This window comes from Aquimarina spongiae (genome assembly GCF_900141785.1).
In the GTDB taxonomy this organism is placed as follows: domain Bacteria; phylum Bacteroidota; class Bacteroidia; order Flavobacteriales; family Flavobacteriaceae; genus Aquimarina; species Aquimarina spongiae.
Genome location: NZ_FQYP01000013.1, coordinates 12878 through 35299 on the forward strand (window position 1 = coordinate 12878; position 22422 = coordinate 35299).

At 34.8% G+C, this 22422-nt stretch carries 23 protein-coding genes; 9 read left to right on the forward strand and 14 right to left on the reverse strand.

What is annotated here, in order from left to right; translation table 11 throughout:
- The first annotated feature begins 116 nt into the window (after window positions 1-116).
- The 5 genes from BUE24_RS22100 to BUE24_RS22120 all read left to right on the forward strand — a co-directional run bounded on the left by BUE24_RS22100 (window position 117) and on the right by BUE24_RS22120 (window position 5107).
- On the forward strand, window positions 117-653 hold the full coding sequence (locus tag BUE24_RS22100) for a hypothetical protein (protein ID WP_073321446.1): 537 nt from the start codon (window positions 117-119) through the stop codon (window positions 651-653).
- A gap of 11 nt (window positions 654-664) precedes the next feature.
- Entirely contained in the window at window positions 665-2869 is a 2205-nt protein-coding gene (locus BUE24_RS22105) for a DUF5916 domain-containing protein (RefSeq protein WP_073321449.1), read from the forward strand.
- Between the two features lie 66 nt (window positions 2870-2935).
- Window positions 2936-3454, forward strand: coding sequence for a DUF6702 family protein (locus tag BUE24_RS22110; RefSeq protein ID WP_139242088.1), 519 nt, complete (start codon window positions 2936-2938; stop codon window positions 3452-3454).
- Window positions 3455-3473: 19 nt separating this feature from the next.
- A complete protein-coding gene (locus BUE24_RS22115; RefSeq protein WP_073321455.1) occupies window positions 3474-4058 on the forward strand; it encodes a HupE/UreJ family protein in 585 nt (194 codons plus the stop codon).
- A gap of 227 nt (window positions 4059-4285) precedes the next feature.
- Window positions 4286-5107, forward strand: coding sequence for a hypothetical protein (locus BUE24_RS22120; RefSeq protein ID WP_073321458.1), 822 nt, complete (start codon window positions 4286-4288; stop codon window positions 5105-5107).
- Between the two features lie 67 nt (window positions 5108-5174).
- On the opposite strand, the gene BUE24_RS22125 is transcribed toward BUE24_RS22120, so the two are convergent.
- The 4 genes from BUE24_RS22125 to BUE24_RS22140 form a co-directional block, all read right to left on the reverse strand.
- On the reverse strand, window positions 5175-7052 hold the full coding sequence (locus BUE24_RS22125) for a purple acid phosphatase family protein (protein ID WP_073321460.1): 1878 nt from the start codon (window positions 7050-7052) through the stop codon (window positions 5175-5177).
- Window positions 7053-7161: 109 nt separating this feature from the next.
- Entirely contained in the window at window positions 7162-7602 is a 441-nt protein-coding gene (locus BUE24_RS22130; protein WP_073321462.1) for a hypothetical protein, read from the reverse strand.
- On the reverse strand, window positions 7595-8860 hold the full coding sequence (locus tag BUE24_RS22135) for an ABC transporter permease (protein ID WP_280174052.1): 1266 nt from the start codon (window positions 8858-8860) through the stop codon (window positions 7595-7597). The genes BUE24_RS22130 and BUE24_RS22135 overlap by 8 nt, the downstream gene beginning before the upstream one ends.
- A 2-nt stretch (window positions 8861-8862) precedes the next feature.
- The gene (locus BUE24_RS22140) at window positions 8863-9495 is read right to left on the reverse strand and encodes an ABC transporter ATP-binding protein (RefSeq protein ID WP_073321466.1); all 633 of its coding nucleotides are present in this window, start codon (window positions 9493-9495) and stop codon (window positions 8863-8865) included.
- A 101-nt stretch (window positions 9496-9596) separates the two neighbouring features.
- Here BUE24_RS22140 and BUE24_RS22145 point away from each other — a divergent pair, with 101 nt between their 5' ends.
- The 4 genes from BUE24_RS22145 (at window position 9597) to BUE24_RS22160 (ending at window position 12466) form a co-directional block, all read left to right on the forward strand.
- Window positions 9597-10001 (forward strand): MerC domain-containing protein, encoded by a 405-nt coding sequence (locus BUE24_RS22145; RefSeq protein ID WP_244548196.1) that lies wholly within the window; start codon window positions 9597-9599, stop codon window positions 9999-10001.
- 6 nt (window positions 10002-10007) lie between these two features.
- Window positions 10008-10670 (forward strand): GTP cyclohydrolase I FolE, encoded by a 663-nt coding sequence (folE, locus tag BUE24_RS22150; RefSeq protein WP_073321468.1) that lies wholly within the window; start codon window positions 10008-10010, stop codon window positions 10668-10670.
- A gap of 155 nt (window positions 10671-10825) precedes the next feature.
- A complete protein-coding gene (locus BUE24_RS22155; RefSeq protein WP_084549662.1) occupies window positions 10826-11701 on the forward strand; it encodes a zinc-dependent peptidase in 876 nt (291 codons plus the stop codon).
- Window positions 11702-11755: 54 nt separating this feature from the next.
- Window positions 11756-12466, forward strand: a complete 711-nt coding sequence (locus BUE24_RS22160) for a Bax inhibitor-1/YccA family protein (RefSeq protein ID WP_073321470.1) — start codon at window positions 11756-11758, stop codon at window positions 12464-12466.
- A gap of 54 nt (window positions 12467-12520) precedes the next feature.
- On the opposite strand, the gene BUE24_RS22165 is transcribed toward BUE24_RS22160, so the two are convergent.
- The 10 genes from BUE24_RS22165 to BUE24_RS22210 all read right to left on the reverse strand — a co-directional run bounded on the left by BUE24_RS22165 (window position 12521) and on the right by BUE24_RS22210 (window position 22357).
- Entirely contained in the window at window positions 12521-13492 is a 972-nt protein-coding gene (locus BUE24_RS22165) for a YpdA family putative bacillithiol disulfide reductase (RefSeq protein WP_073321473.1), read from the reverse strand.
- Between the two features lie 154 nt (window positions 13493-13646).
- Complete coding sequence (locus BUE24_RS22170) at window positions 13647-15407, reverse strand: FG-GAP-like repeat-containing protein (RefSeq protein ID WP_084549663.1); 1761 nt, start codon at window positions 15405-15407, stop codon at window positions 13647-13649.
- 81 nt (window positions 15408-15488) lie between these two features.
- Window positions 15489-16619, reverse strand: coding sequence for an AraC family transcriptional regulator (locus BUE24_RS22175; protein WP_073321479.1), 1131 nt, complete (start codon window positions 16617-16619; stop codon window positions 15489-15491).
- Between the two features lie 12 nt (window positions 16620-16631).
- Window positions 16632-17294: a ribulose-phosphate 3-epimerase gene (rpe, locus tag BUE24_RS22180; protein WP_073321482.1), complete on the reverse strand. Its 663-nt coding sequence runs from the start codon at window positions 17292-17294 to the stop codon at window positions 16632-16634.
- Between the two features lie 49 nt (window positions 17295-17343).
- A complete protein-coding gene (locus tag BUE24_RS22185; protein ID WP_073321485.1) occupies window positions 17344-17751 on the reverse strand; it encodes a BLUF domain-containing protein in 408 nt (135 codons plus the stop codon).
- A gap of 261 nt (window positions 17752-18012) precedes the next feature.
- Window positions 18013-18408, reverse strand: a complete 396-nt coding sequence (locus BUE24_RS22190) for a helix-turn-helix domain-containing protein (RefSeq protein WP_073321488.1) — start codon at window positions 18406-18408, stop codon at window positions 18013-18015.
- A gap of 60 nt (window positions 18409-18468) precedes the next feature.
- Window positions 18469-18831, reverse strand: coding sequence for a hypothetical protein (locus BUE24_RS22195; RefSeq protein WP_073321491.1), 363 nt, complete (start codon window positions 18829-18831; stop codon window positions 18469-18471).
- A gap of 568 nt (window positions 18832-19399) precedes the next feature.
- Window positions 19400-20263, reverse strand: coding sequence for a sigma-70 family RNA polymerase sigma factor (locus BUE24_RS22200; RefSeq protein ID WP_027395748.1), 864 nt, complete (start codon window positions 20261-20263; stop codon window positions 19400-19402).
- A 230-nt stretch (window positions 20264-20493) separates the two neighbouring features.
- Window positions 20494-21810 (reverse strand): hypothetical protein, encoded by a 1317-nt coding sequence (locus BUE24_RS22205; RefSeq protein ID WP_073321494.1) that lies wholly within the window; start codon window positions 21808-21810, stop codon window positions 20494-20496.
- Entirely contained in the window at window positions 21800-22357 is a 558-nt protein-coding gene (locus BUE24_RS22210; RefSeq protein ID WP_073321497.1) for an RNA polymerase sigma factor, read from the reverse strand. The genes BUE24_RS22205 and BUE24_RS22210 overlap by 11 nt, the downstream gene beginning before the upstream one ends.
- Window positions 22358-22422 lie beyond the last annotated feature (65 nt).

Sequence of the window (22422 nt, forward strand, 5' to 3'; positions counted from 1 at the left end):
TTTTAATAACGCTACTGTACGAAAGGTTGAAGTAGAATACACTTGGGTGTTCTAAAGGACCAAATCAATGACTGAAAATCTGATGTATAGTAAGTATTCAATACAATATATAAGATATGAGTTTCAATAAACTGGAATATGGAAACTGTCTGTTTCTAATCTGCCCAACGGACCATATAGAAAATGTTTTGAGTCAAACTTGTAGCACGAAATCATTTTTCTATACAGCCCTTGGGGCCAGTTTTAATTGGGATGTTCCGACTCAGCAAAGCCTTACAACCCTGATTAAAAAGCAAAAGATTACTCAGGCTGTTTTTATTACCAAACACACTAATTTGTTTTACAAAGAAGCGCTTGAATCCGATTGTGAATCTCTTTTTCAAGTTAGTGATGCGTTGTTAGCATTGGATAAAACGCTGCCAGATTATTTTTTGAAACAAAGTCATCCGATTTTGAGAAGGATGCTTTTGGCATCTCGGCATTTACAAAAACAGCAGAGGCATATTTTGGAGACTTCAATTTTGGGAGAAACTTTGAAAACACATAAAGTGATTACACAGAGTTTTGTGTATCATTCTGATAACGAGGTTTTTTATCCTCCGCGAACCATAGAAGAAAGAGTACTGGCCTACGGGAAGGTTCCACTCAATTAATTATATAAACTATGTCAAGGTTCATTCTTTTTTTAGTCTTTATGTTTCATTGTACTTCTTGGTCTCAAGAGGGAGATCAAAATTTTCCTCCTCCTGAAACCCCAGAAGAAATAAGAGCTACCAGAACTGCTGGAAAAATAACCATTGATGGTAAATTGAATGAAGCCGATTGGCAAAATGCAGCACCAATTACAAATTTTTTTAGAGTAGAACCGGTACAAGGAGGAACTATTAAAAATCCAACCACGGTTCGCGTACTTTTTGATAATTCAAATCTATATTTTGGAGTATTTGCCGCGGATTCATTGGGTAGAGCAGGGGTTCGAATGCAGGATCTAAGACGAGATTTTAATAGTGGAGAAAATGATGTTTTTGGAATTCAAATAGACGCTCAAAATACCAAGCAATATGCAGCCTCCTTTCAGACCACACCTTATGGAAACCAATTGGATTTACAGAGTTTTAATGATAGTAATTCTGATCGAGATTGGAATGCTTTGTGGAGTGTTCGAACGCAACGGACAGATACTGGATACTATGCAGAATTTGCAATCCCTTTTAAATCCATACGCTATGATAAACCGGTAGATGGTGTTCCAGGAGCATGGGGGATTACTTTTTATAGACTAGCTAGGAAGGATTTTGAAAAAACTGTGTTTCCGGCCATTCCCCAGTCTTTTTCACAAAATAGAATGGTATATGCTGCAAAACTTACAGGTTTAGAAGTGCCTCCGCCTTCTGCTAATATCAGAGTAGAACCCTATGTGTTATATCAATACGATGAGAATAAGGCAGGGAGTATGATTACCGATAAATCGAATGACCCCAAAATAGGGGGAGATGTAAAATGGGCAATCAATCCTAATGCGGTTTTGGATCTTACCATTAATACCGATTTTGCACAAGCTGATGTGGATAGGGCGGTAAATAACTTAGAACGATTTAATATTTTCTTTCCAGAAAGACGTCAGTTTTTCTTAGAAAACTCTGGTATTTGGGCCGGAGGGGGGAACTCGCAATTACGTCCATTCTTTAGCAGAACCATTGGATTAGAAAATACTTTTAATGCTGCGCCAGCTCCTTTGGATGCAGGGGTAAGATATACGGATAGAAATGAAAATCGGACTATTGCAGCACTTGCTGTTCGCCAGCGTGATACAGATAATAGTCCTGCCAGTACGTTTGGAGTGGCTCGATATATGCAAAACTATGGTAAAGAGAATAATGTTGGAGCCATGATGACCTACAGATTGGATGACTCCTTAAGCGATTTGGGAGTTTCCTCCCAGAATAACACCACTATTTCTATTGATGGATTCATGCGTCCAAAAAGCGAGATTACTATTTCTTATCTATTATCTACTTCATTAGATAGTGAAGGGGATACTGGGTATGCCGGAAGATTATTTGCTGGGGCTCGAACTAATAAATATTACTTAGGATACCTCAATACATTTGTGAGTAATGCATATTCCCCGGATATGGGATTCGTTTTTCAAAAAGATGTGATGTATCATAGCCCTGGAGGATATGCTATCGTAAGACCAAAAAGCTTGCCTTTTATAAGGAGATGGGATCCAGGAGCATTTTTTAACTATTACCACGATTTTAAGGATTTTGGAAATTTTCAACAAGCTAGTATCTATATTTTTCCTATTTACACCTGGTTCAAAGACAATAGCTTTGTCGAAGCATCATTTACTCCTACCTGGCAAAATATTAATTTCAATTTTGCTCCCTTAGGTCTTGAAATTGAAGAAAGAGAATATCAATATACTCGATTTTTGCTGCGATATAATACCGATCAATCCAAAAAATTATCTGGATCAATCCGTTATGATTTTGGAAATTTCTACAATGGTAAACGAACTACAATTACCGCTGGATTGCGGTATGCACCACTTCCTCATGTTGCGTTGTCTGCGGATTATGAACATAACAATATAGATGACGTAGGAATTTTAGAACAAGATTTGAATACCGATTTATATACGGCCAGTCTAAGACTGGCACTTAATCCAAGAGTTCAACTGTCGACATTTTATCAATACAATAGTTTTGATGAGCAAGGAAGATGGAATGTGCGTTTTAGTTGGGAATATATGCCTTTGTCATTTATCTATTTGGTATTTAATGATACGCAAACCGATGCCTTTGATCCCGTGCAACGTACCACACAATTCATTAGTAAAATTACCTTTTTAAAACAGTTTTAATCATATGCGTTCCATCACAACTTATGTTGTTTTACAAAATAATCAGATAAACAAAACTCCTAAAAAATGAAACATTATAAAATACTGTTGTTATTATGCTTGTCATTTCTTTCAACGTCATTTAACAGTTCTCATCCTATCAAATTAACATCGTCATTAATCGAGCACAATGCTAAAACCAACACTTTCGTAATGGAGTGTAGACTTTTTATAGATGACTTTACATTTAGCATAAATGACACTTTTACAAAAAATATTAATTTATCAAACCTATCAAAGACAGATATCAAGGGGATTGAAAGTTATTTTGCTAGATACTATAAAGTTTCAATTAACGACGAGTATTTTCCTTTTAAATATAAATCCTCTGAAGTGATGGAAAAACAAAATGTGATCTCAATAAAATTTTATCGGGATATCCCTAAGATTGAAGAAGGTGATCAGATCTGTATTGAAAATACGTTGTTTTTTGAGGAATTTGGATTTCTACAATCCAATAGAATTACACTAAGGCTACCTCCTTTTATCGAAGAGAATTATTTTGATATCACCTCTTTCGACGAACCTATATCTCTTAATTTATAATATATAGTAAGAAGTACTCATGGATAATTTAAGCTCTTTCTTTATTAGTGGATGGCATCATATCGTAGATATCAATGCCTATGATCATTTATTGTTTGTAATGACGTTGTGCGCAGCTTTCAAGCTAGAACAATGGAAGCAGATTTTGGTTATTATTACTGCTTTTACAATTGGTCATAGTGGAACGTTGATACTTAGTACTTTGGATATCATTCCGGCTAACTCCAAGATTATCGATATGCTAATTCCTTTCACTATTATGATTACGGCATTGGCAAATATTATCAACTATAACAAGCATGGTAATTTTTCGGATACTAAATTTAAGTATGGTATCGCGCTTATTTTCGGTTTAATTCACGGCTTGGCATTTGCAAGTAATTTTAAATTTATGCTTTTTAGCGATAGTATCATTCTGCCGTTATTTGCATTTAATATTGGTATAGAAGTAGGACAGCTATTTATCGTATTTCTGTTTATGATTTCCTTATGGGTTTATACTAAGTTTATCAAAGGAGAGCATTTTAAATGGAATTTATTTGTCTCTGGAGCTGGTTTTGGGATCGCAGGAACAATTTTATTAAATGCGATTAATGGAGGGTGATATATAACTTTGTTATTGTTATTTTTGATACAGAAAGAATATCTTGTAAGCTCAATGATCTTTTTAAGCAATCACACTATTTTGAATAGAACCTTGTTATTGATTACCATATGTTTTGCTTGCTTTTCTTTTAAAATGTCACCGTAGATCTAAAACTCCCTAGTTGGGATCTACTTTGTAAAAATAAAACTTGAAAAGAATTGACTAATACTTAAAACTATATTAAAATGAACAAAAACGCTAATCACTTAATTATTACAGTATGCCTGGCCATGTTTATGATAGCAGGATGTAAACAGGAGAAAAAAACTACTGAGGAAGAAGCGGTTGACACTGCTACCGAAACTACCGAAAAAGTAGAAGAGCCAAAAATTACACTAGAAAAATTAAAAGGTTCTCCCGCATATGCTGATGCTTCATTAGTTTTGGATGGAGAAGAAACCATTAAGGGGCAAGCCGGAGAGATGGATTTTGCTTTCAAAGTAGAGAACTATGAATTAGGCGCTCAAACTGAAGGAGAAAATGCTCAAAAATTAGCAAATTCTGGAAAAGGACAACACATCCACTTTATTCTGAATAACCAACCGTATTCTGCACATTATGAGCCAACATTTAAAAAAGAAGTACCAGAAGGAGTTCATCATCTGGTAGCTTTTTTAAGCCGATCTTTTCATGAATCTGTAAAGAATGAAAATTCTGTGGTAGTTCGTAAATTAGAAATAGGTGATAACCCAGAAGATGCTGTTGGTTTGGACATGAAAGCTCCAACACTTATTTATAGCCGACCAAAAGGAGAATACAAGGGTAAAGATACCCAAGCGGTGTTGTTAGACTTTTTTGTACTTAATACTACTTTGTCAGAAGAAGGAAATAAAGTTAAAGCTACTATCAACGGTAACGAATTTATGATTACCGAGTGGGTACCTCACGTTATGAAAGGATTACCGATGGGAGAGGTTACTATTCAACTAGAATTACTAGATGCTTCAGGGGCATTGCTTCCTGGTCCATTTAATAAGGTAACTCGTACCGTTACCTTGAAAGAATAATAACAGAATAGTTTAGAAAAACAAAAGCCTGTGTTATTTTGGACACAGGCTTTTTTATGGTTTAATTTTATTTCCTTAGAATAATTTCATCTATCACATTTAAAGTGTCGGGGTTGATCACCTTCATGGATACTTTTTTTCCATCTACGTAAAAGAGACAGACCGCATTCTCAACGCTAAAGGCTTCAGTGAATTTGCTCCATGGTAACACTTCTTGAGCGTAGTATGGTGCTCCCGAGGCCCCATTGTTGATTTGAAAAATAGGTCTTGATACATTTAGTTTTTTATGAGGATAGTTGTCTGGATAGATCGGAACTTCTTTGGTCAATTTCAAACGATTGTAGTTATGCTCATCACCAGTAAGCACACCCACAACCTTTTGACTTTGGTTGATTAAAATATCCAAGTACTCATCTCTGCGTTCTAGAATTCCTTTTGCCAGTGGTTTACCAGCAACTACCGGTCTTTTTTCATTATTTCCGCTATACCACATATCATCACGACTATGCCCTCCATTAGGAAATACGGGTGTGTGTTGTGTCACAAAAATATGATCAATATTGTTATTCGCTTCTAATTCGGCAACGGTCTTTTTAAGCCAAGACAATTGATTATCCATAATGTACCCGTGCAATCCACCGGATGTTAATGTGTTTCTTGATAAGCTTGGAGCATACCAATAATCACTATTTAAGACAATAACTGCTAGGTTGTCGTAAACGTAATGAAATACATTTTCGGCATAACTCGGGAAATCAACTTCGTTTTGATCGGGATCATATGAGCTCCCGTCTTCACTTTTAAGACTGGTGTTCAAGGGATTTACAAAAGCTTCGGCAAAAGCAGCTTCTGCAGACGAGGTGTGAAAAGGAAACTTGTCTACGAACCCTCTACTTTGTCCTTGATCATTTCTGAAGATATGTCCAAGAGCTTCATGATTTCCCATACCCACTTGAAAAGGCATGTAATGCCAAAATGGTTCTACCGCTTTTTTCCAATTGGTATATTGCAATTGCGTTTCTTCGTTGGTAGTCAAATACCCATTGATCATGTCTCCACTAAATTGCACAAAAGTGGCGTTATTGGAGTAGGCTACAGCAGCCATTTTTTTCATGATGTAGGCGTTGGCTCCATAGATTTTACGTTCTCCACCACCAGTAGCATGTCGACTATCACTAGTATAAGCAAAAACAAACGGTTTACGACTTCCTGGATTGGGAGCAGTAGTAAGATGATATTGTTGTTCAAATACACCATATCCAACCTTATACTCATATTTTTGTCCAGGTTTCAAATTGGAAACCGTAATTTCGTGATGTGTTCCTTCTGGGCTTTCAATAACCCGGTTGTCAATATGCAATTGCGCTTTTGTTGGGATGGTTGTATTAAACCAAACCGTAGCGCTGGTATCTGTAAGTTTGTTTACAAAAGGGCCTTCATACATGCTGGGTACGGCTTCAAAGGGTCCTTTCCCTTTTAAAGATATCTCTCCATCATATACGATCATTCCATCTTTATCTTTTAATCGGTACCCGAAATGCAATTGTTCTTTTTCTTGCCAATCCACAAAATCATAAGGGTACCTAAAATCTTTTTTAATGTTGATTTCTGCTTTTCCTTCTACTAATGTTTTAACAAAACGAAAAACAGGTAAGGGGTGCGGTGCTTTTCCGTAAGGGATAAGACCGTAGGTGATATTTCCTTCAAAATCTCCAAAATCTAAGATAACACCGTCTTCTGTTCCTTTTGGATTTCCAAACAGCTGTTGTAATGAATATTGAGCAACTGCTTTTGCGGCATAATAACGTTGATCTCCATCAGCAAGGTATAGACCTTTTTCGTCACTATGGATATTGCTATAACTTTTAGGGACTTGTACGTTTTTGTCTTGGGCTTGTAGTAGAGATACTACAAAAAGGAACCCAATGTAAATTATGTTTTTCATTTAATGCGTGAATTATAAGATTGCGCTGTAATAACGAAGTTTAATATAAACTGTAGTTTATTAAGAAATTATTATTGCTTAAAAAATTAGTGGGTAAAGTTATAAGTATTTACTGAATTAATTTGCCTGTGGCGTCCTTTATGATATAATTACAGTGGTCCACGTCGTCAAGATTGAGGATAAGAACGCCTGTGATTTCTACTAATTGATCAGTCTTGAAATTGGCCTTTTTAGTAAACATAACCTCTAAAACACTCTCGGGTCCAGCTCCTCCACAAAAAAAGCAAGATGCTCTGGGGTTTTTAGAGAGTAAAAAGAACTCATCATCTTCTAAAGAAAAATCCAAAAAATAACCTTTTATACGAATTCGTCGACCTTCATATGATTTTATGCCATCTCCAAATTTTGGTTTTAAAAAAATATCATCATATACCGGGCTGTAGACATTAGAAAACTTAACATCTGCAAAGTCCTCCCAGGTTAATTGTTTTTGAGAAAATGCGCCGTAGCTTATGATTAAAAATAGGATTGTAGGGATTACTTTATGCATTCGAAATTGTTTTTGATACATTCAGTTTAAATATAGATAAAGAAGCGATTATCGCAGCTAAAAAGGTCGTTAAAGTTACCAGAAACAGTATTAAAAGCTCTCTATTGTCTGGAAGGCTGAACTCAAAACTGTACCCATAAAGATCTTGTGTAAAAAAGGAAAGTAACCAGGCACCAAATCTTCCTAGTAACCATCCTAGAAGGAAACCGAATACTGACAAGAACAATGCTTCAAAAAATACCAATTGTAACAGCTGAATCGAACTGGCTCCGTAGGTCCGTAATAGTGCTAATTCTTGTTTTCTTTCTCGTACTGTTTTTATGAGATTTATAAATATGCTAAGACCGGCTACTATCAATATAATAAGGGCAATGCTGTTTATCGCTTGAAAACCGATACCTAAAAATTCCATTAACCGCTCTATTTCAAATTTAGGAAGTGCGGCTTGCATTGATGTTTGCTCATTAATGTATCTGGAAAGTTGTAAAGTTGCCAAAGGATTTCTGAATTTTACAAGTAAGGAGGTAATTTCTCGTTCATCCTCATGTTGTTCATGATGGTCATGCTCTTCATCATGTTCGTTTTCATGTTTTTCATGATCATCATGCTCTTCTGTGTGTTCTTCTAAGTGCTCCTTTTCATCGCCATGCTCATGTACCTCCCAAATACTTTCCAGGTTGGTAATGATAAGATGATCGATTACAGATCCTGTAGGTTCTAATATACCAACAACGGTAAAAGGCTTTTCGTCATGAGTTTCGAGAGTATTGTCTGCTAAACCATGAGCACTAACCAAGGTACTTCCAAGCTGTAAATTCAATTTTTGAGCCGCATAGCTTCCCAATACAACCTCAAAAGACTTTTCAAACAATTTTCCTTCATGTAGTTTTGCTTCGTACTGTTTTAAATAAGTATCGTAGGTTCCCAAAATCCTATATCCCTTATAATTGTCTCCATAAGAAACAGGAATCACCTCTTTTACCATGGGGTTTTTGCTAATCTTCAGAGCATCTTTTAAAAGGATGTTTCCGGTAGGATTGTCAATATGTAAGACCGAAGAAAGTACCAGTTGCAATGGACTTCCTTTTGCACCGATAACCATATCGAATGGTTTTATGTTGATTTCTAAATGTTGGTTAAGTTGATTTTTTATTTGCAAAATACATGTAGCCAACGAAATACTAAGCATTAGCAGTAAAATACTTAAAAAAGTATTTAAAGGTTTGGAAATTAGATTCTTGTATGCTAGATATAACAACTTTATAAAATTATATGATTATCAAAATGAGATTTAACTCTTTGATCATGAGTAATGATCACTAGATTGCTCTTGCATATTTCGGCTTCTTTTTTGAGCAAAGAGATCACTTTCTCACAATTCACATCATCAAGATTGGATGTAGGTTCGTCTGCTAATAGTATTTTTGGTTTATGAATAACCCCAAGAGCTATTGAAAGACGTTGTTGTTGTCCTTCACTTAATTCGTACACTTTTTTATTTTGAAGATCAGAGAGCCCAAGTTGCATGATCAATTGCTCTTTACGGTATCGATCATTTTTCGTTTTAGAAATTCGTTCACGTAAGCTGAGATTTTCTATTAAGGACAAGGATTTTATAAAATAACTACGTTGAAATATTAATCCTATATGTTGCCCTCTGAATTTGTCCAGTTGTTTTCTAGAGAGGGTATTGAGATGCGTATTGGCAACAAAAATATCGCCACTTTGTGCAGGTAATAACCCAGCCAAAAGATGTAATAGTGTAGTTTTTCCCACCCCCGAAGGGCCCAATATCAAAAGGCCTTGTTTAGGTCCTATAGTAATGTCAGGAAAGGATAAAGTCTCATTTTTTGAGTCCTGATATGAAAACTGAAGGGATTGGGTGCGTAACATAAAATTGTTTGAGCAAAAATAAATAAATTTAATTAACGCAACAAAGTCGCATTTGTAAAATTATAGTATCTTTGCGTTCTTAAATTGTAAATATTTTTCCTTTGAATATATCATACATACGTAATAACTCAGATGCTGTAGGAATTCTGGCGAGTGGTTTGTGTTTAGTCCATTGTTTATTAACCCCGTTTGTATTTGTTGCACACAGTAGTATAACAATGATAGGAGATGGTCAAGCCCATTGGTGGAAGTTGTTAGATCTTATTTTTCTAGCTCTTTCTTATTTTGCTATTCGTAGATCTATTAGAACTACTTCAAAGCCAAGTATCAAATATGCCTTTTGGGCAAGTTGGTCGTTTTTGGTGGGGATTATCATCAATGAAAAACTGGAGGTTATTCCTTTACCAGAAGAGATGATTTATATAGGATCACTATCACTTGTGATTTTACACTTTTACAATTTGAAATATTGCCAGTGTAATAAAGAATGTTGTACCACTAATTAGTGTAAAATGAATAAAAATGAAATAGAAATGATGGGTGATTCGCATATTTCTGGTGCTACAGAAACCCCATTGAGAGCCGATGCCTTTGAAAAATCAGATGATGCCAAAATTGAAAGGATTCAACATCATTTTTCAGAAATTATGAAAGAACTAGGGCTTGATTTGACCGATGATAGCCTTTCGGGAACTCCTTATAGAGTTGCCAAAATGTATGTAAAGGAGCTTTTTTATGGGTTGAATCCCAAAAACCGACCTAAAGTTTCGACTTTTGATAATAAGTACGAGTATCAAAAAATATTAGTAGAGCAAAACATCACAATAGATTCTGCCTGTGAGCATCATTTTTTGCCCATTGTAGGTAATGCTCATGTTGGATATATTCCTAAAGATAAAGTGGTAGGATTATCAAAACTAAATAGGTTGGTGGATTATTATGCACATCGACCGCAGGTACAAGAAAGACTTTGTTTACAAATTCTAAGAGATCTCCAAAAAACCTTAGGAACAGAAGATGTTATTGTGGTGGTAAATGCCAAACATCTTTGTGTGTCTTCAAGAGGAATTAAAGATAAAAGCAGCTTTACGACTACCGTAGAGTTTGGAGGGCAATTTGCAGATCCTATGATCAGAAAAGAGTTTTTTGATATGGTAAGTTTTCAACTAGATTAGATGAAATTGTAGGAGTACCTTCTTTTGTAAAAGGATCAAATTTCACTAATATGTTGAGAATAAGTACTAGGAAATAATGTTAAATAACGATTTTAATGAGATAATTGTTATTAAAATACTATTTTTAAGTGCCTTAACCTACATTTTTTCTTTTTTTGAATTATCATGTATTCTCTTTATTAGTGCTTCAGGAAGAAGAAGTTTCTAACTCTATACTTCAAAATATTATTGGAGTCGTAGTGACTGTTGGAATCGTCTCTATTTGTGTCTATTATGTGCTTCGGTATATGGAGTCGGTATATTATAAACACAAGCAGAAGCCTTATTTTATTCACTTTTATCCCTCTCTTAAAAAACTACCCTCTTATCTCGAAGAGTTTTTAGAGGAAAATGACTTCTACAAGTCTCTCGATAAAAAAAGGAGAAAATATTTTGAGCATAGGTGTGCCCGCTTTTTGGAAGAAATTCGTTTCGTGGGCAGGGAAGGGTTGGTAGTAGATGGGTTTATGAAGATGCAAATTACTATGATGTTTATCCAACTTACTTTTGGGATGAGACATTATTTGTTGGCATATTTAAGTACTATTATATTATATCCAAAGTCCTTTTATTCGATTCTAAATCAAACAGAAAATATTGGAGAATTTAATCCTCGATCTAAAGCATTGGCATTGTCATGGAAACATTTTCTAAAAGGAAAACAAAACAAGGATCATGGCAGGAATCTTGGCGTGCACGAAATTACCCATGCGATTCATTACAATTCTATAAAGAAGAATGATATTAGCTCAGAAATCTTTTACGATACATTTTTGGAACTAGAGGAATATTTGGGGGCTATAGAAATACGAAAACAAATTGTAGAAGCCAACCTGTTACGAGAATATGCCTTTACCGATAAGTTCGAATTTATCGCAGTGCTTATAGAGGTGTTTATGGAATCTCCAGATAAGTTAAAAGCTAAATTCCCCAATATTTATGAGTATGTAGTGCGTATGCTTAATTTTAGATATTTTGAAGAATTACATTAGTTTTTAATAGAAAGGGAGTATATTTAATTTATAAAACAATCAATGTATTAGTATATGGAAGAATTTCAGCAAGTATTACCGGTAAGCTCACTATCCGACGAAAAAAGAGTAGCATTTTATAAAAAAACATATACGCATTTGGCAATGGCCGTTTTACTTTTTGTGATCGTAGAATGGTTCTTTTTTCAAGTAGATGCCATTGTAGAATTTGCATTTTCAATGACACAAGGATTTAGATGGTTAATGATGTTAGGAGGTTTTATGCTAGCCACTTCTTTTGCTGAGAAAATGGCTTTTAAAAACCACAACATCAATCAACAATATCTTGGACTTCTATTATACGTGATTGCCGAAGCCTTTATTTTTATACCGCTTATCAAAATTGCTATGATGATTGCCGAAAGTGGAGGAGAGAATATCCTTTACCAGGCGGCAATTCTTACGTTATCCCTTTTTACCGGTTTATCTGCAATAGTTTTAATCACCAAAAAGGATTTTTCTTTTTTGAAATCAGCATTAGCTATTGGATTTTTTATCGCTTTGGGATTGATCGTAGGAGGTATGATATTTGGATTTAACCTAGGTTTATGGTTTAGCGCAGGAATGGTTGTATTGGCTTCGGGGTCGATATTATATCAAACTTCTAATATGGTTCATAAATATGCCGAAGATCAATATGTAGGAGCTTCTTTAGGTTTGTTTGCCTCGCTAATGCTACTCTTTTGGTATATCCTAAGTATTTTAATGAGATTGAGCGGAGACTAACAGTCAAGACAATTATATAACCAAAGCCAAATACTATAATAGTGTTTGGCTTTTTTATTGATGTATTTTTTGGGAAATAGTGTTCAAAATCGTTTTGGCATGTATTCTCGAGTTTTCTATAAACCAAATATGGGTGTCCATTCCGCCACAGATAACACCTGCCAAGAATAGATTTTCTATATTAGTTTCCATCGTTTCCTCATTATATTGGGGATATAATTTCTGATCGTCAGAAAGTTCGATGCCAATTTTCCGCAGAAACTCAAAATTGGGTTTATATCCTGTTAGTGCCAGCACATAATCATTTTCAATACTTAGTGCTCCATCGGGAGTATCTAATACTAAACTATCTTTCGAAATTTCTTTGATAGTGGTATTATAATATGCCTTAATACTTCCTTCGTTGATTCGGTTTTCGATATCTGGGCGTACCCAGTACTTTACCCGTCTTCCAATCTCTGGTCCGCGTACGATCATGGTGACTTCTGCTCCTTTACGGTAACATTCCAAAGCAGCATCAACTGCAGAATTACTGGCTCCTACTACGGCGAGCTTCTGCTTGGCAAAAAAATGAGGATCCTTGTAATAATGAGATACTTTTGGCAATTCTTCTCCGGGAACATCTATCGTATTTGGGATATCATAAAAACCAGTTGCAACAATCACAAAAGATGCGGTGTATGCTTCTTTTTCTGTAGTAATTGAGAAAGAATCTCCTTCCTTCTTTACCTCATTTACTTTTTCGAATAAGTTGATGTTGAGATCGTTTGAAGTCACAATTCTTCGATAATACTCTAATGCTTCATTACGTTTGGGTTTGGCTTCCTTGCTGATAAACGGAATATCATCAATTTCCAACTTTTCAGATGAAGAAAAGAACTGCATATTGATGGGGTAATTGAATAAGGAGTTCACAATAGGACCTTTTTCTAAAATAAGATAATTGATGCCGTTTTTTTTTGCTTCCAACCCACAGGCAATCCCAATAGGACCACCTCCAATAATAATTAAATCTATATGCTTCATTGCTAAAAAGAATATCTATGAAAAGTTGTCGTTGCTCAACAGCTTTTCTTACCTCCAAATACAGGTTAAAACTACTAATTTTAAAAGTTTTAAAAAGGGAAAAGGCAAGTTCTATTACAAAACTTGCCTTTTTTGAGATGAAATAGGAACAGGTTTATTTAATAACCAACTTTTTAACGGTACTCATTCCATCTACGACTACTTCTAAAAAATAATTACCTCCGGGAAATGCGGATGTATCCAATATGATGTTTTCGTCGGGAGCGAAGGTTTTTTCTACTAATTGATTTCCAGAATTACCTTTTAACCTTACGGTTATCGGATTTGATGATTGCCCTCCGATTACTTTAACTTTTACTCTTTTTTTTGCAGGGTTGGGGTATACTATGATTCGTTTTTTGATGTCTTTAATCGGTGGCGAAATCGGTTTTTTTTTGCCTTCTTCGATAATATAGAACTGATTCACTCTTAGGTTTTTGAAAGTATCTACAGTTCCCGAAGGCCAGTAAATGGTTAAACTGTCTATTTTTGGAGATTTGTTAAGTCCAAAATGCGCTCTCAAACTATTGTGTCCCATAAATGTGTTTGAAGCCGAAATCTCCCTTTTTTGAGTTACTGTCTTTCCTTTTATTTTTGAGGTGAGCACTAACCTCGCTCCCAAAGCAGCTTTGTTGGATGGATTGCCAATAAGTTTAAAGTTTACAAAGTGATTTTTAATAAAAAGATCGTTTCTGAATAGCCCTTTTAGGCTGTTGCCTACCACAAAAAAATCAAGATCACCGTCATTGTCATAATCTCCGATAGTGGCTCCTGTAGAATTTCCGCCTGTAAGGGTATTGATAAGGTTAGATTCACTTTCGGTAAAAGTACCATCTCCATTGTTGATATAGTATCCACTTCCTTCGGGATTGGATCCGGTAATAATAACATCCAGATCTCCATCGTTATCAAAATCTCCCCATGCATTGGATAAATTTTGATTATTTGCCGTTGTAAAAGGAGTACTAGTCTCTACATAATTTCCAGAGTTATTGACATAGAACTTGTTGGTGGTACCAGAATAGTTGGTTAAGCAAATATCCAAATCACCATCATTATCGTAATCAATAGCATTATAACATTGACCATCTTGCGGGTCTTCAGAAAATGAAAGCTCAGAAGTGGCAATTTTTTCAAACCCTTCTTGTCCGGTTTCTATCTGTAGGTTTTTGAATAGAAAATCAGGTTTAGTTCCATCAGGTCCCGCAGCCGGACCACTAGCTATTAATAAATCAGTGTCTCCGTCTTCGTCATAATCCGTCCAGTTGGAGACGGTATAGGCGGCTTTTTCGGTTAGAAACTCATAGGGCTCGGTAACTTCAGTAAATGAACCATCGGCATTACCTCTATACAAGCGATTTGGAAAACTAAGAGGATTCAAAAAGCCGTCGGCAAAGGTGAGTATAAAATCGGGATAACTATCGTTGTTGTAGTCACACCATTGTGTGCTCCATGTACCAGAACTAATGGTGTTTAGTATGGTGTTTGCTTCTTCAAAGTTTCCATTACCATCATTGGTGTATATTCGTGTTTGTAAGGTTGAAGGCGCAGAAAACCGAGAGTAAATCAGATCCAGATCTCCGTCATTTTGATAATCTGCCCAACTGCATCCTACCAAGGCCGTTGCCGTAGGGATTGAATCGCTGCCCACGGCAACTTCAAATTTCCCTTTTCCGAGATTTCTATAAATCGTTCCTCCATAGAATAGGTCGATCAATTGGTCATTGTCGATATCTGTCCATGAAGTTCCGAAATAGGTGCCTCCAATTGTAGGTTCGGATACAATAGGATTGGAGGTATCTGTAATTAATGTGAATTTTTGAGAAAAAACAGTGAATGAAATACTGCAAAACATAAATAATAATGACGCTCTCATAAGCCCAGGTTTTAAAGATTGATGATTCTAAATTCTTCAAAAACAGGGGAGAAAGGGTTTAGAATTATAATTTTTTACTTCTTATTTATCTTGAACCACTATGTTTTGCTTTTTAAATTCTGAAGGTGTGCAGTTGAATTTATTTTTGAACGCAGTATTGAAGGTAGCTTTGTTGTTGAATCCAACATCAAAATAAATAGTTTTGATACTGGTTTCAGGATCTTCTAAAAGCATCTTTTTTGCTTCTTCCAAACGATAATCATTAATAAACTGATTAAAATTCTTTTGTGCTTTTTCATTAATCAGTTTAGATAAGGTGTGGCTGGAAAAGCCAATCTTATCTGCCAAATGAACCAGCCTAAGGTTATTATCTAGGTAGGGTTTTTCTTTTGCAATATAGGAGAGTAGCTGTTGGTGAAATTCATTTTTTGTGGCTTCTGTTAATTCATTCTGATTAGAGTTTTTAATAAATAAATTAGCCAATAACTCTCCATTAAAAATAGAAGGTTCTTTATAAACCATATATCCCAGGCCGTATATGGCCAATGACATAGAAAATGAAATTCCATAGTCCCAGGCTACATTAAAGAACGAGAATCTAACTAGTGTATAATAGCTGATATAAGAAATGGTAAATACCAGAAACAAATTAATTAATAAACGAATCCATTTTGTTCTAAGGATTTCAAATTCTGAAGTTTGTTTTCCTTGGTATAGAGCGATAAAATCTTTTATGATTACAATGTAGATAATCAAGGATAAGGCTGCCAACCAAGGAGATTTGATAGACCAATAAAAGTAAACCAGGTTTTCGTTATTATAGTCCTGTATATTTTGAAAACCATTGGATTTCACATAATAAATAAGATGCAATACAAAAGAAAGTAGGGCAGGGACATAATGATACCATCCTATTTTGAAAGATTTGTCATAAAACCTGGTAATATAGTGATACACCAAAGGACCAAAGGATAAATACCATACTGCATCAAAAAAATACAAATGTGGGTATATGCTCTGGTATTTTGTCCAAAAAAAGACATACTGCAAGAGGATGAAAGAAAATCCTAGAATAAGTAGGATAATCGGTAGATTATGAGCTCTACTTCTTTTATGAAGACTTAATATGATGCTCAGGAAAAATCCAAACGAACTGACCAACAGGAACATTGAAGTCCAGGTGTCAAATGATGGAGATAATTCCTGAGGCATGACGAAGTTTATTTAGGTTTTGATTATTGCTTTGAGCTCTTTTATGGTCTGAGTAGGGTTCTCGCTTTTGAATACAAAACTTCCGGCAACAAGTACATCTGCACCGGCTTCTACCAGTTGTTTAGCATTTTTGTCGGTTACTCCACCATCTATTTCTATACGGGTGTTGGCACCATTTCTATCGATAATCTCTCTTAGTTGTTTTACCTTTTTATAGGTGTTTTCTATAAAAGATTGTCCTCCAAATCCTGGGTTTACACTCATTAAGCAAACCAAGTCAATATCGTTGATAGTGTCTTCAAGTAAACTTACATTGGTATGAGGGTTAACCGCTACACCAGCTTGCATTCCTTCTGCTTTTATGGCTTGCAATGTACGATGAAGATGTGTACAGGCTTCATAATGCACTGTAAGGATATTGCTTCCAAGATCGGCAAAAGTTTTGATGTATCGATCTGGCTCTACAATCATCAAGTGCACATCAATTGTTTTGTTGGCATGTTTTACAATATCCCGTAACACTGGCATCCCAAAAGAAATATTGGGCACAAAAACGCCGTCCATGATATCGATATGAAACCAATCTGCTTCACTATTATTGATCATTTCTACATCTCGTTGCAAATTTGCGAAGTCCGCCGCCAGAACAGATGGGGCAATAAGTTTTGAAGCCATAAAATTGTTTGTTTTTCGCTAAAGTACTATTTAACTTTCAATTTATAGCCTAGGAAAGCTTCATAAATTTTTGGGTCAAATACGATATGCTTTTAAAATGTTCGGGGTTATTGGTTTTTAATCTTTTTAAAAAATGTTGTAGTTCTTTATGGCCGCTTTGACTAGAAATTACGGCAAAAGAAGAGTGATATTCTGTAAAAGTGCTATTGTTGATTTCTTTATCCAGTATTTTAATCACATTGTAGTGTCGGCGATCTTCTTTTATTTTATGAAATAAAGGGAGAATGACTTCTTTTTCGCCTTCAAGAACCTGAAAAAAATTCCCTTCAGAATGCATTAATATACCAGTAATGTCTAGTTTGGAATTGTTTTGTTTAACGTGCGCCATGATTTCCGAAAGCATGGTGTCGGATACATCGGGGCTAACAGTACTTACATAGCATATGGTATGCCTCATAGCATGAGCAATTGTGATACCCTCTAAATTACGATATTCTTAACTATTGTTTAGGGGTAATATCATTTTTTCTAGAAAATTTCACATAATTCGTTAAATATAACTTAAAGAAAAAACCTCCGGTATTCCAATAAAACTATGGTTTAAATGAAGTGAATCGCGAAAAATCATGTGGTTAAAACAAGGTAAGTTGATTTTAGAATCGGAAATGTTGCTTTTTGTATCGATTGACTGACTTAAATTTACTTTATTTACTAGTAACTAGTCTTGTGTTTCATCTTTTTGCTTTGATTTTAGCATTTTTTGATACATTTGTTCACGTTCTTCCATAATGGCACGTTGTTCAATTGTTTCTTTGTACATCTGCATAAGAGGCATTTTCTCAGCTTCTTTAATATTGTCAAATATTAATTTGATTGCATCATTTAGATCGAATTTAACACCTGCTTTCTCATAATATGCAGTTTGAGTGTTTTTGTAAGATTTTTTATTATTATCAAGAAGCCTATTTACTGTTTCTATAGCTGTTTTAGGGATTTTACGATCTCCTTGTTCCCAATTTTGGTAACCTCTTAGAGATAAACCGAGCTCTTCAGCCATTTTGGCTTGGGTAAATCTTAGTTTTTTTCGGATTTCTTTGAGGTTTAAATTATTCATTATTAAAATTTTGTATTGATCGACGGACTTAAACTTCTTTATATACTAGTACTATACTAACTAGCCTTGTGTTTCATTTTGTTGTTTTGATTTTAACATTTTTTGATAAATACGTTCACGCTCTTCCATAATTGCGCGTTGTTCAATTGTTTCTTTGTACATCTGCATAAAAGGGGTTTTCTCAGCTTCTTTAAGGTTATCAAAGATTAATTTAATAGCGTCATTTAATCCAAATACAGTTTTTTCAGAGCTATTGTTTTTACTTAATAGTTTTTGTGCTTTTATCTCAATTTTACGAGGGATTTCACGCTCGCCATATACGTATTTTTGATAAGCACTCTTAGATATTTCCAGTAAATCAGCTATTTCTTGCTGATTTTTACCTAAAATATTCTGGACTTCTTTTAATTGTAAGCTATTCATTGTAATTTTATTATAGAATTATTTGTGTTGGAATAAATCTGATTGAAGGTAAAAGCTTTATCCAATACTGAACCACTAGATAAGCATATTATTCTTCTAAGATTTCATAAAGATTATATCCTTATTTTGCTATCCGTTTTAACTCTTTACAATAGCGCTCTAGTACTTTTTAGTACCTCTGGTGAATAGTTCTGTAATAGCTATCTTGCTTAAATCGCCGTTATTACTTCATTTTACCCATTGTTACATTTCGAAAATATCAAGTCGTCATACAACTAAGCCTTGTTTAAGAAGTGACCACTTTTCATAAATATTTTGGCGCATCTCAGTCTTTAGTCTCACCACCACAATAAATGCGAGGTTTACTGTATTGCTTTTTCAAAAGTGTTACTTTTGGTGTTACTTTGTTTATAAGATTGGTTAGTTTAGACATTGGAAACTCCTATAAAACTAGCCTTTAGCGTAATTAAATCTTAGAAAAAACCTCCGGTAATCAGCCGGAGGTCATTCATCAATCAAAAAACGAACAGTTATGTTATAAAACTGTCTGTAGCCGCAATTTAGGAATTTATCCTAAATAAGTCTTTAATATTTTACTTCTAGATGTATGTTTTAATCTACGAATTGCTTTTTCTTTAATTTGTCGGACACGTTCACGTGTTAAATCGAACGTCTCTCCAATTTCTTCTAGAGTCATTGGATGCTGATCTCCAAGACCAAAATACAGTCTAATTACATCCGCTTCTCTAGGTGTTAAGGTTTCCAAAGCACGCTCAATTTCTGTACGAAGTGATTCGTGCAATAGTGATCTATCGGGATTTGGAGATTCACCAGAATTTAATACATCATAAAGGTTAGAATCTTCTCCTTCTACCAATGGTGCATCCATACTTACATGACGACCAGAATTCTTCATTGATTCTTTTACGTCATTGATAGTCATATCTAGTTCCTTCGCAATTTCCTCTGCACTTGGTGGGCGCTCATGTGATTGCTCCAAAAATGCATAGGTCTTATTGATCTTATTGATAGATCCAATTTTATTCAAAGGCAATCTTACAATACGAGATTGCTCTGCCAACGCTTGTAGAATCGACTGACGAATCCACCAAACCGCGTAAGAAATAAATTTAAATCCACGAGTTTCATCAAAACGTTTAGCAGCTTTGATAAGACCAAGGTTTCCTTCGTTAATAAGGTCAGGAAGTGTTAATCCTTGATTTTGATATTGTTTAGCAACAGATACTACGAATCTTAAATTGGCTTTTGTTAATTTTTCAAGTGCTCTCTCATCACCAGCTTTGATACGTTGTGCTAATTCCACCTCTTCATCAGCAGTAATCAAATCTACCTTACCAATTTCCTGTAAATACTTATCTAGCGATGCAGTTTCACGATTCGTTACCTGCTTCGTAATTTTCAGCTGTCTCATCTATGTTCTCTTGAAATTTTGATTTATGAATAATTTAGGGCCTTTATTACTTATACGTAATATGTTACATAAATGTTACAAAAATGTTTAATTTTTATTTTTCCCCATCAATTATCAAAAGCTTAGTCGTTGACCTTTCCCTTTACTTACAGGGCTTTTGTACTTTATTTTAAGGATGTGAAAAAAGGAATTTATTTTTCAATTTTGTAATACTGCAATGATTTTTAACCCTAGAATTGATAACAAAACCCGGTTTGTAACTGTATATATAATGGCTGGTAAGAGGTTCGGTTCTGACTCGCATCTTGCAATTGGTATTTTACTAATGTGGTGATGCTCAAATAAATTTTGTTATAAATTGGATATTTGAAATTGGTCCCAAAATTAATGCTAAAGTTCGTTTTTTGAAGTTTGTCGTTGCTACCAAGAGAAGTATTAGTCATAGGGGATGAGAGTTTTATTTCACTGCTGTTTTGAATGACAAAACTCAATCCTCCAATAAATGAAGCTTGTACCTTTTTGTCTATAAAAAGATATCCTAACTCCATGGATATTTCGTGAAAACTAATTCTTTGTGAAAGGCTACTGTTAGTTGCTAAGGTATCAATACCGATATTAGGAGTAATGTCTTGAACGGTGGATGGGAATTGTAGAGGGGTAATATCTTTAACTTCATTTTTGATTGAGAAATGGTTGTAACCAATTCGCGAAGAAAGTCTTTTACTCAGGCCAGCATTGAAAATAATGCCAAATCCATTTCCAATGTCACCAGTATTCGAATTTTGATTCAAGTTGTCACTAATCAAAGATCCATCTGGGTTGAGATGATAGGTAGGTGCTAAATGAATTCCAATACTGTATTTTGGAGTGAAGGCTTTAGCACTCTTTATGGTATCAATAGGAATTATTTGATCCTCTGTTAGCAATGCTCCCTTAGGATAGTAAGATGCCAGTTTTGATTCTTGAGCCAGAATTGTGCTGAGTACATTATATTGGTTATTTGTGTTTGCTGAATTGGAACTTTTTCCTAAAGATGTTTCTGTGGTATTTTCTAAAATATGATTGTTGATGCTAGTTTTGTATTGAGTTATGTTGCTATTCTCAGGTTTCTCTATTTTTTTGTTGTTTGATAATGGCGTTGCAGCTTTAGTAGCTAAGGAATCAAAAGTAGTAGTATTAGGTGGTGTTTGGGTAACTCTAATGTTGTTTTGGGTTTCGGTAGGAGTGTTGAATTGTTTATTGTTGTGGTTTTCTGTTTCTAAAACAAGATCATCACAATCTGAAATTTCTTGTTCTTCTTGCAGGACAATTTGAAGATGTTCAGGGGAGGGATTCAGAGGTTTTTTTTCATCCGATATATAAAAGAAAAGGATCGTCGCACCTAACACCAACATCGCTCCTGAAGCAATGATCCAATAGGGAATCTTAAATTTTCCCTGCGGAGGTAATTCAGCTTCAATGTCCTCCCAGCTAAGTGAACTGGGAGCCGCTTCAAAGTTTTTTAACTTTTCGCTGAAAATTTTTCCTATATCTCTTTTATCGCTCATTACGTACTAGAATTTTTTTTTGGGGATTTCGCAAAGCAGTTATTTTTGTTTTTAGTAACACCTTAGCTCTATGAAGGTTCGATTTTGATGTGCCTTCTGAAATATTGAGCATTGTAGCGATTTCTTTGTGTGAATAACTATCGAGTTCGTATAGACTAAACACTAATCGGTATTGGTCAGGTAATTCCTGTATAAAAATTAGTAATTCATCCAAACGAAAATCTACCATTTCGGGCTCTATTGTGGTATCTGCAACTCTGTTTTCATCAATCTGTAATGCAGGTGTGCTAGACTTTTTATATTTATCGATAGCCTTGTTAATAGCTATACGTTTTACCCATCCATCAAAGGACCCCTTAAAATTATATTGGTTTATTTTTTTGAATATGGTAATGAAGGTATCCTGTAAATTATCCTCAGCTTCATTATAATTTTTGCAATATTTTAGACTCAAAGAGAAGAGCACATCCTTGTATAGGTGAAACAATTCACTCTGGGCGTTTCTATTATTTTTTTGACATTCTTTTATTAACTTTTTTATATTCAATGTACCTAGGCTTTACTAAGAACTATGTCTTTTGTAATATATTTAAAATAAAGTATTTACTTGTT

What these genes read in the sequence shown, in the direction of transcription:
- BUE24_RS22190 (WP_073321488.1), bottom strand. Translation starts at nt 18,408, where the DNA reads ATGAATAATTTAAACCTCAAAGAAATCCGAAAAAAACTAAGATTTACC.
- folE (WP_073321468.1), top strand. Translation starts at nt 10,008, where the DNA reads ATGAATAAAAATGAAATAGAAATGATGGGTGATTCGCATATTTCTGGT.
- BUE24_RS22105 (WP_073321449.1), top strand. Translation starts at nt 665, where the DNA reads ATGTCAAGGTTCATTCTTTTTTTAGTCTTTATGTTTCATTGTACTTCT.
- BUE24_RS22120 (WP_073321458.1), top strand. Translation starts at nt 4,286, where the DNA reads ATGAACAAAAACGCTAATCACTTAATTATTACAGTATGCCTGGCCATG.
- rpe (WP_073321482.1), bottom strand. Translation starts at nt 17,294, where the DNA reads ATGGCTTCAAAACTTATTGCCCCATCTGTTCTGGCGGCGGACTTCGCA.
- BUE24_RS22170 (WP_084549663.1), bottom strand. Translation starts at nt 15,407, where the DNA reads ATGAGAGCGTCATTATTATTTATGTTTTGCAGTATTTCATTCACTGTT.
- BUE24_RS22195 (WP_073321491.1), bottom strand. Translation starts at nt 18,831, where the DNA reads ATGAATAGCTTACAATTAAAAGAAGTCCAGAATATTTTAGGTAAAAAT.
- BUE24_RS22115 (WP_073321455.1), top strand. Translation starts at nt 3,474, where the DNA reads ATGGATAATTTAAGCTCTTTCTTTATTAGTGGATGGCATCATATCGTA.
- BUE24_RS22185 (WP_073321485.1), bottom strand. Translation starts at nt 17,751, where the DNA reads ATGAGGCATACCATATGCTATGTAAGTACTGTTAGCCCCGATGTATCC.
- BUE24_RS22160 (WP_073321470.1), top strand. Translation starts at nt 11,756, where the DNA reads ATGGAAGAATTTCAGCAAGTATTACCGGTAAGCTCACTATCCGACGAA.
- BUE24_RS22165 (WP_073321473.1), bottom strand. Translation starts at nt 13,492, where the DNA reads ATGAAGCATATAGATTTAATTATTATTGGAGGTGGTCCTATTGGGATT.
- BUE24_RS22130 (WP_073321462.1), bottom strand. Translation starts at nt 7,602, where the DNA reads ATGCATAAAGTAATCCCTACAATCCTATTTTTAATCATAAGCTACGGC.
- BUE24_RS22125 (WP_073321460.1), bottom strand. Translation starts at nt 7,052, where the DNA reads ATGAAAAACATAATTTACATTGGGTTCCTTTTTGTAGTATCTCTACTA.
- BUE24_RS22175 (WP_073321479.1), bottom strand. Translation starts at nt 16,619, where the DNA reads ATGCCTCAGGAATTATCTCCATCATTTGACACCTGGACTTCAATGTTC.
- BUE24_RS22205 (WP_073321494.1), bottom strand. Translation starts at nt 21,810, where the DNA reads ATGAGCGATAAAAGAGATATAGGAAAAATTTTCAGCGAAAAGTTAAAA.
- BUE24_RS22100 (WP_073321446.1), top strand. Translation starts at nt 117, where the DNA reads ATGAGTTTCAATAAACTGGAATATGGAAACTGTCTGTTTCTAATCTGC.
- BUE24_RS22140 (WP_073321466.1), bottom strand. Translation starts at nt 9,495, where the DNA reads ATGTTACGCACCCAATCCCTTCAGTTTTCATATCAGGACTCAAAAAAT.
- BUE24_RS22110 (WP_139242088.1), top strand. Translation starts at nt 2,936, where the DNA reads ATGAAACATTATAAAATACTGTTGTTATTATGCTTGTCATTTCTTTCA.
- BUE24_RS22200 (WP_027395748.1), bottom strand. Translation starts at nt 20,263, where the DNA reads ATGAGACAGCTGAAAATTACGAAGCAGGTAACGAATCGTGAAACTGCA.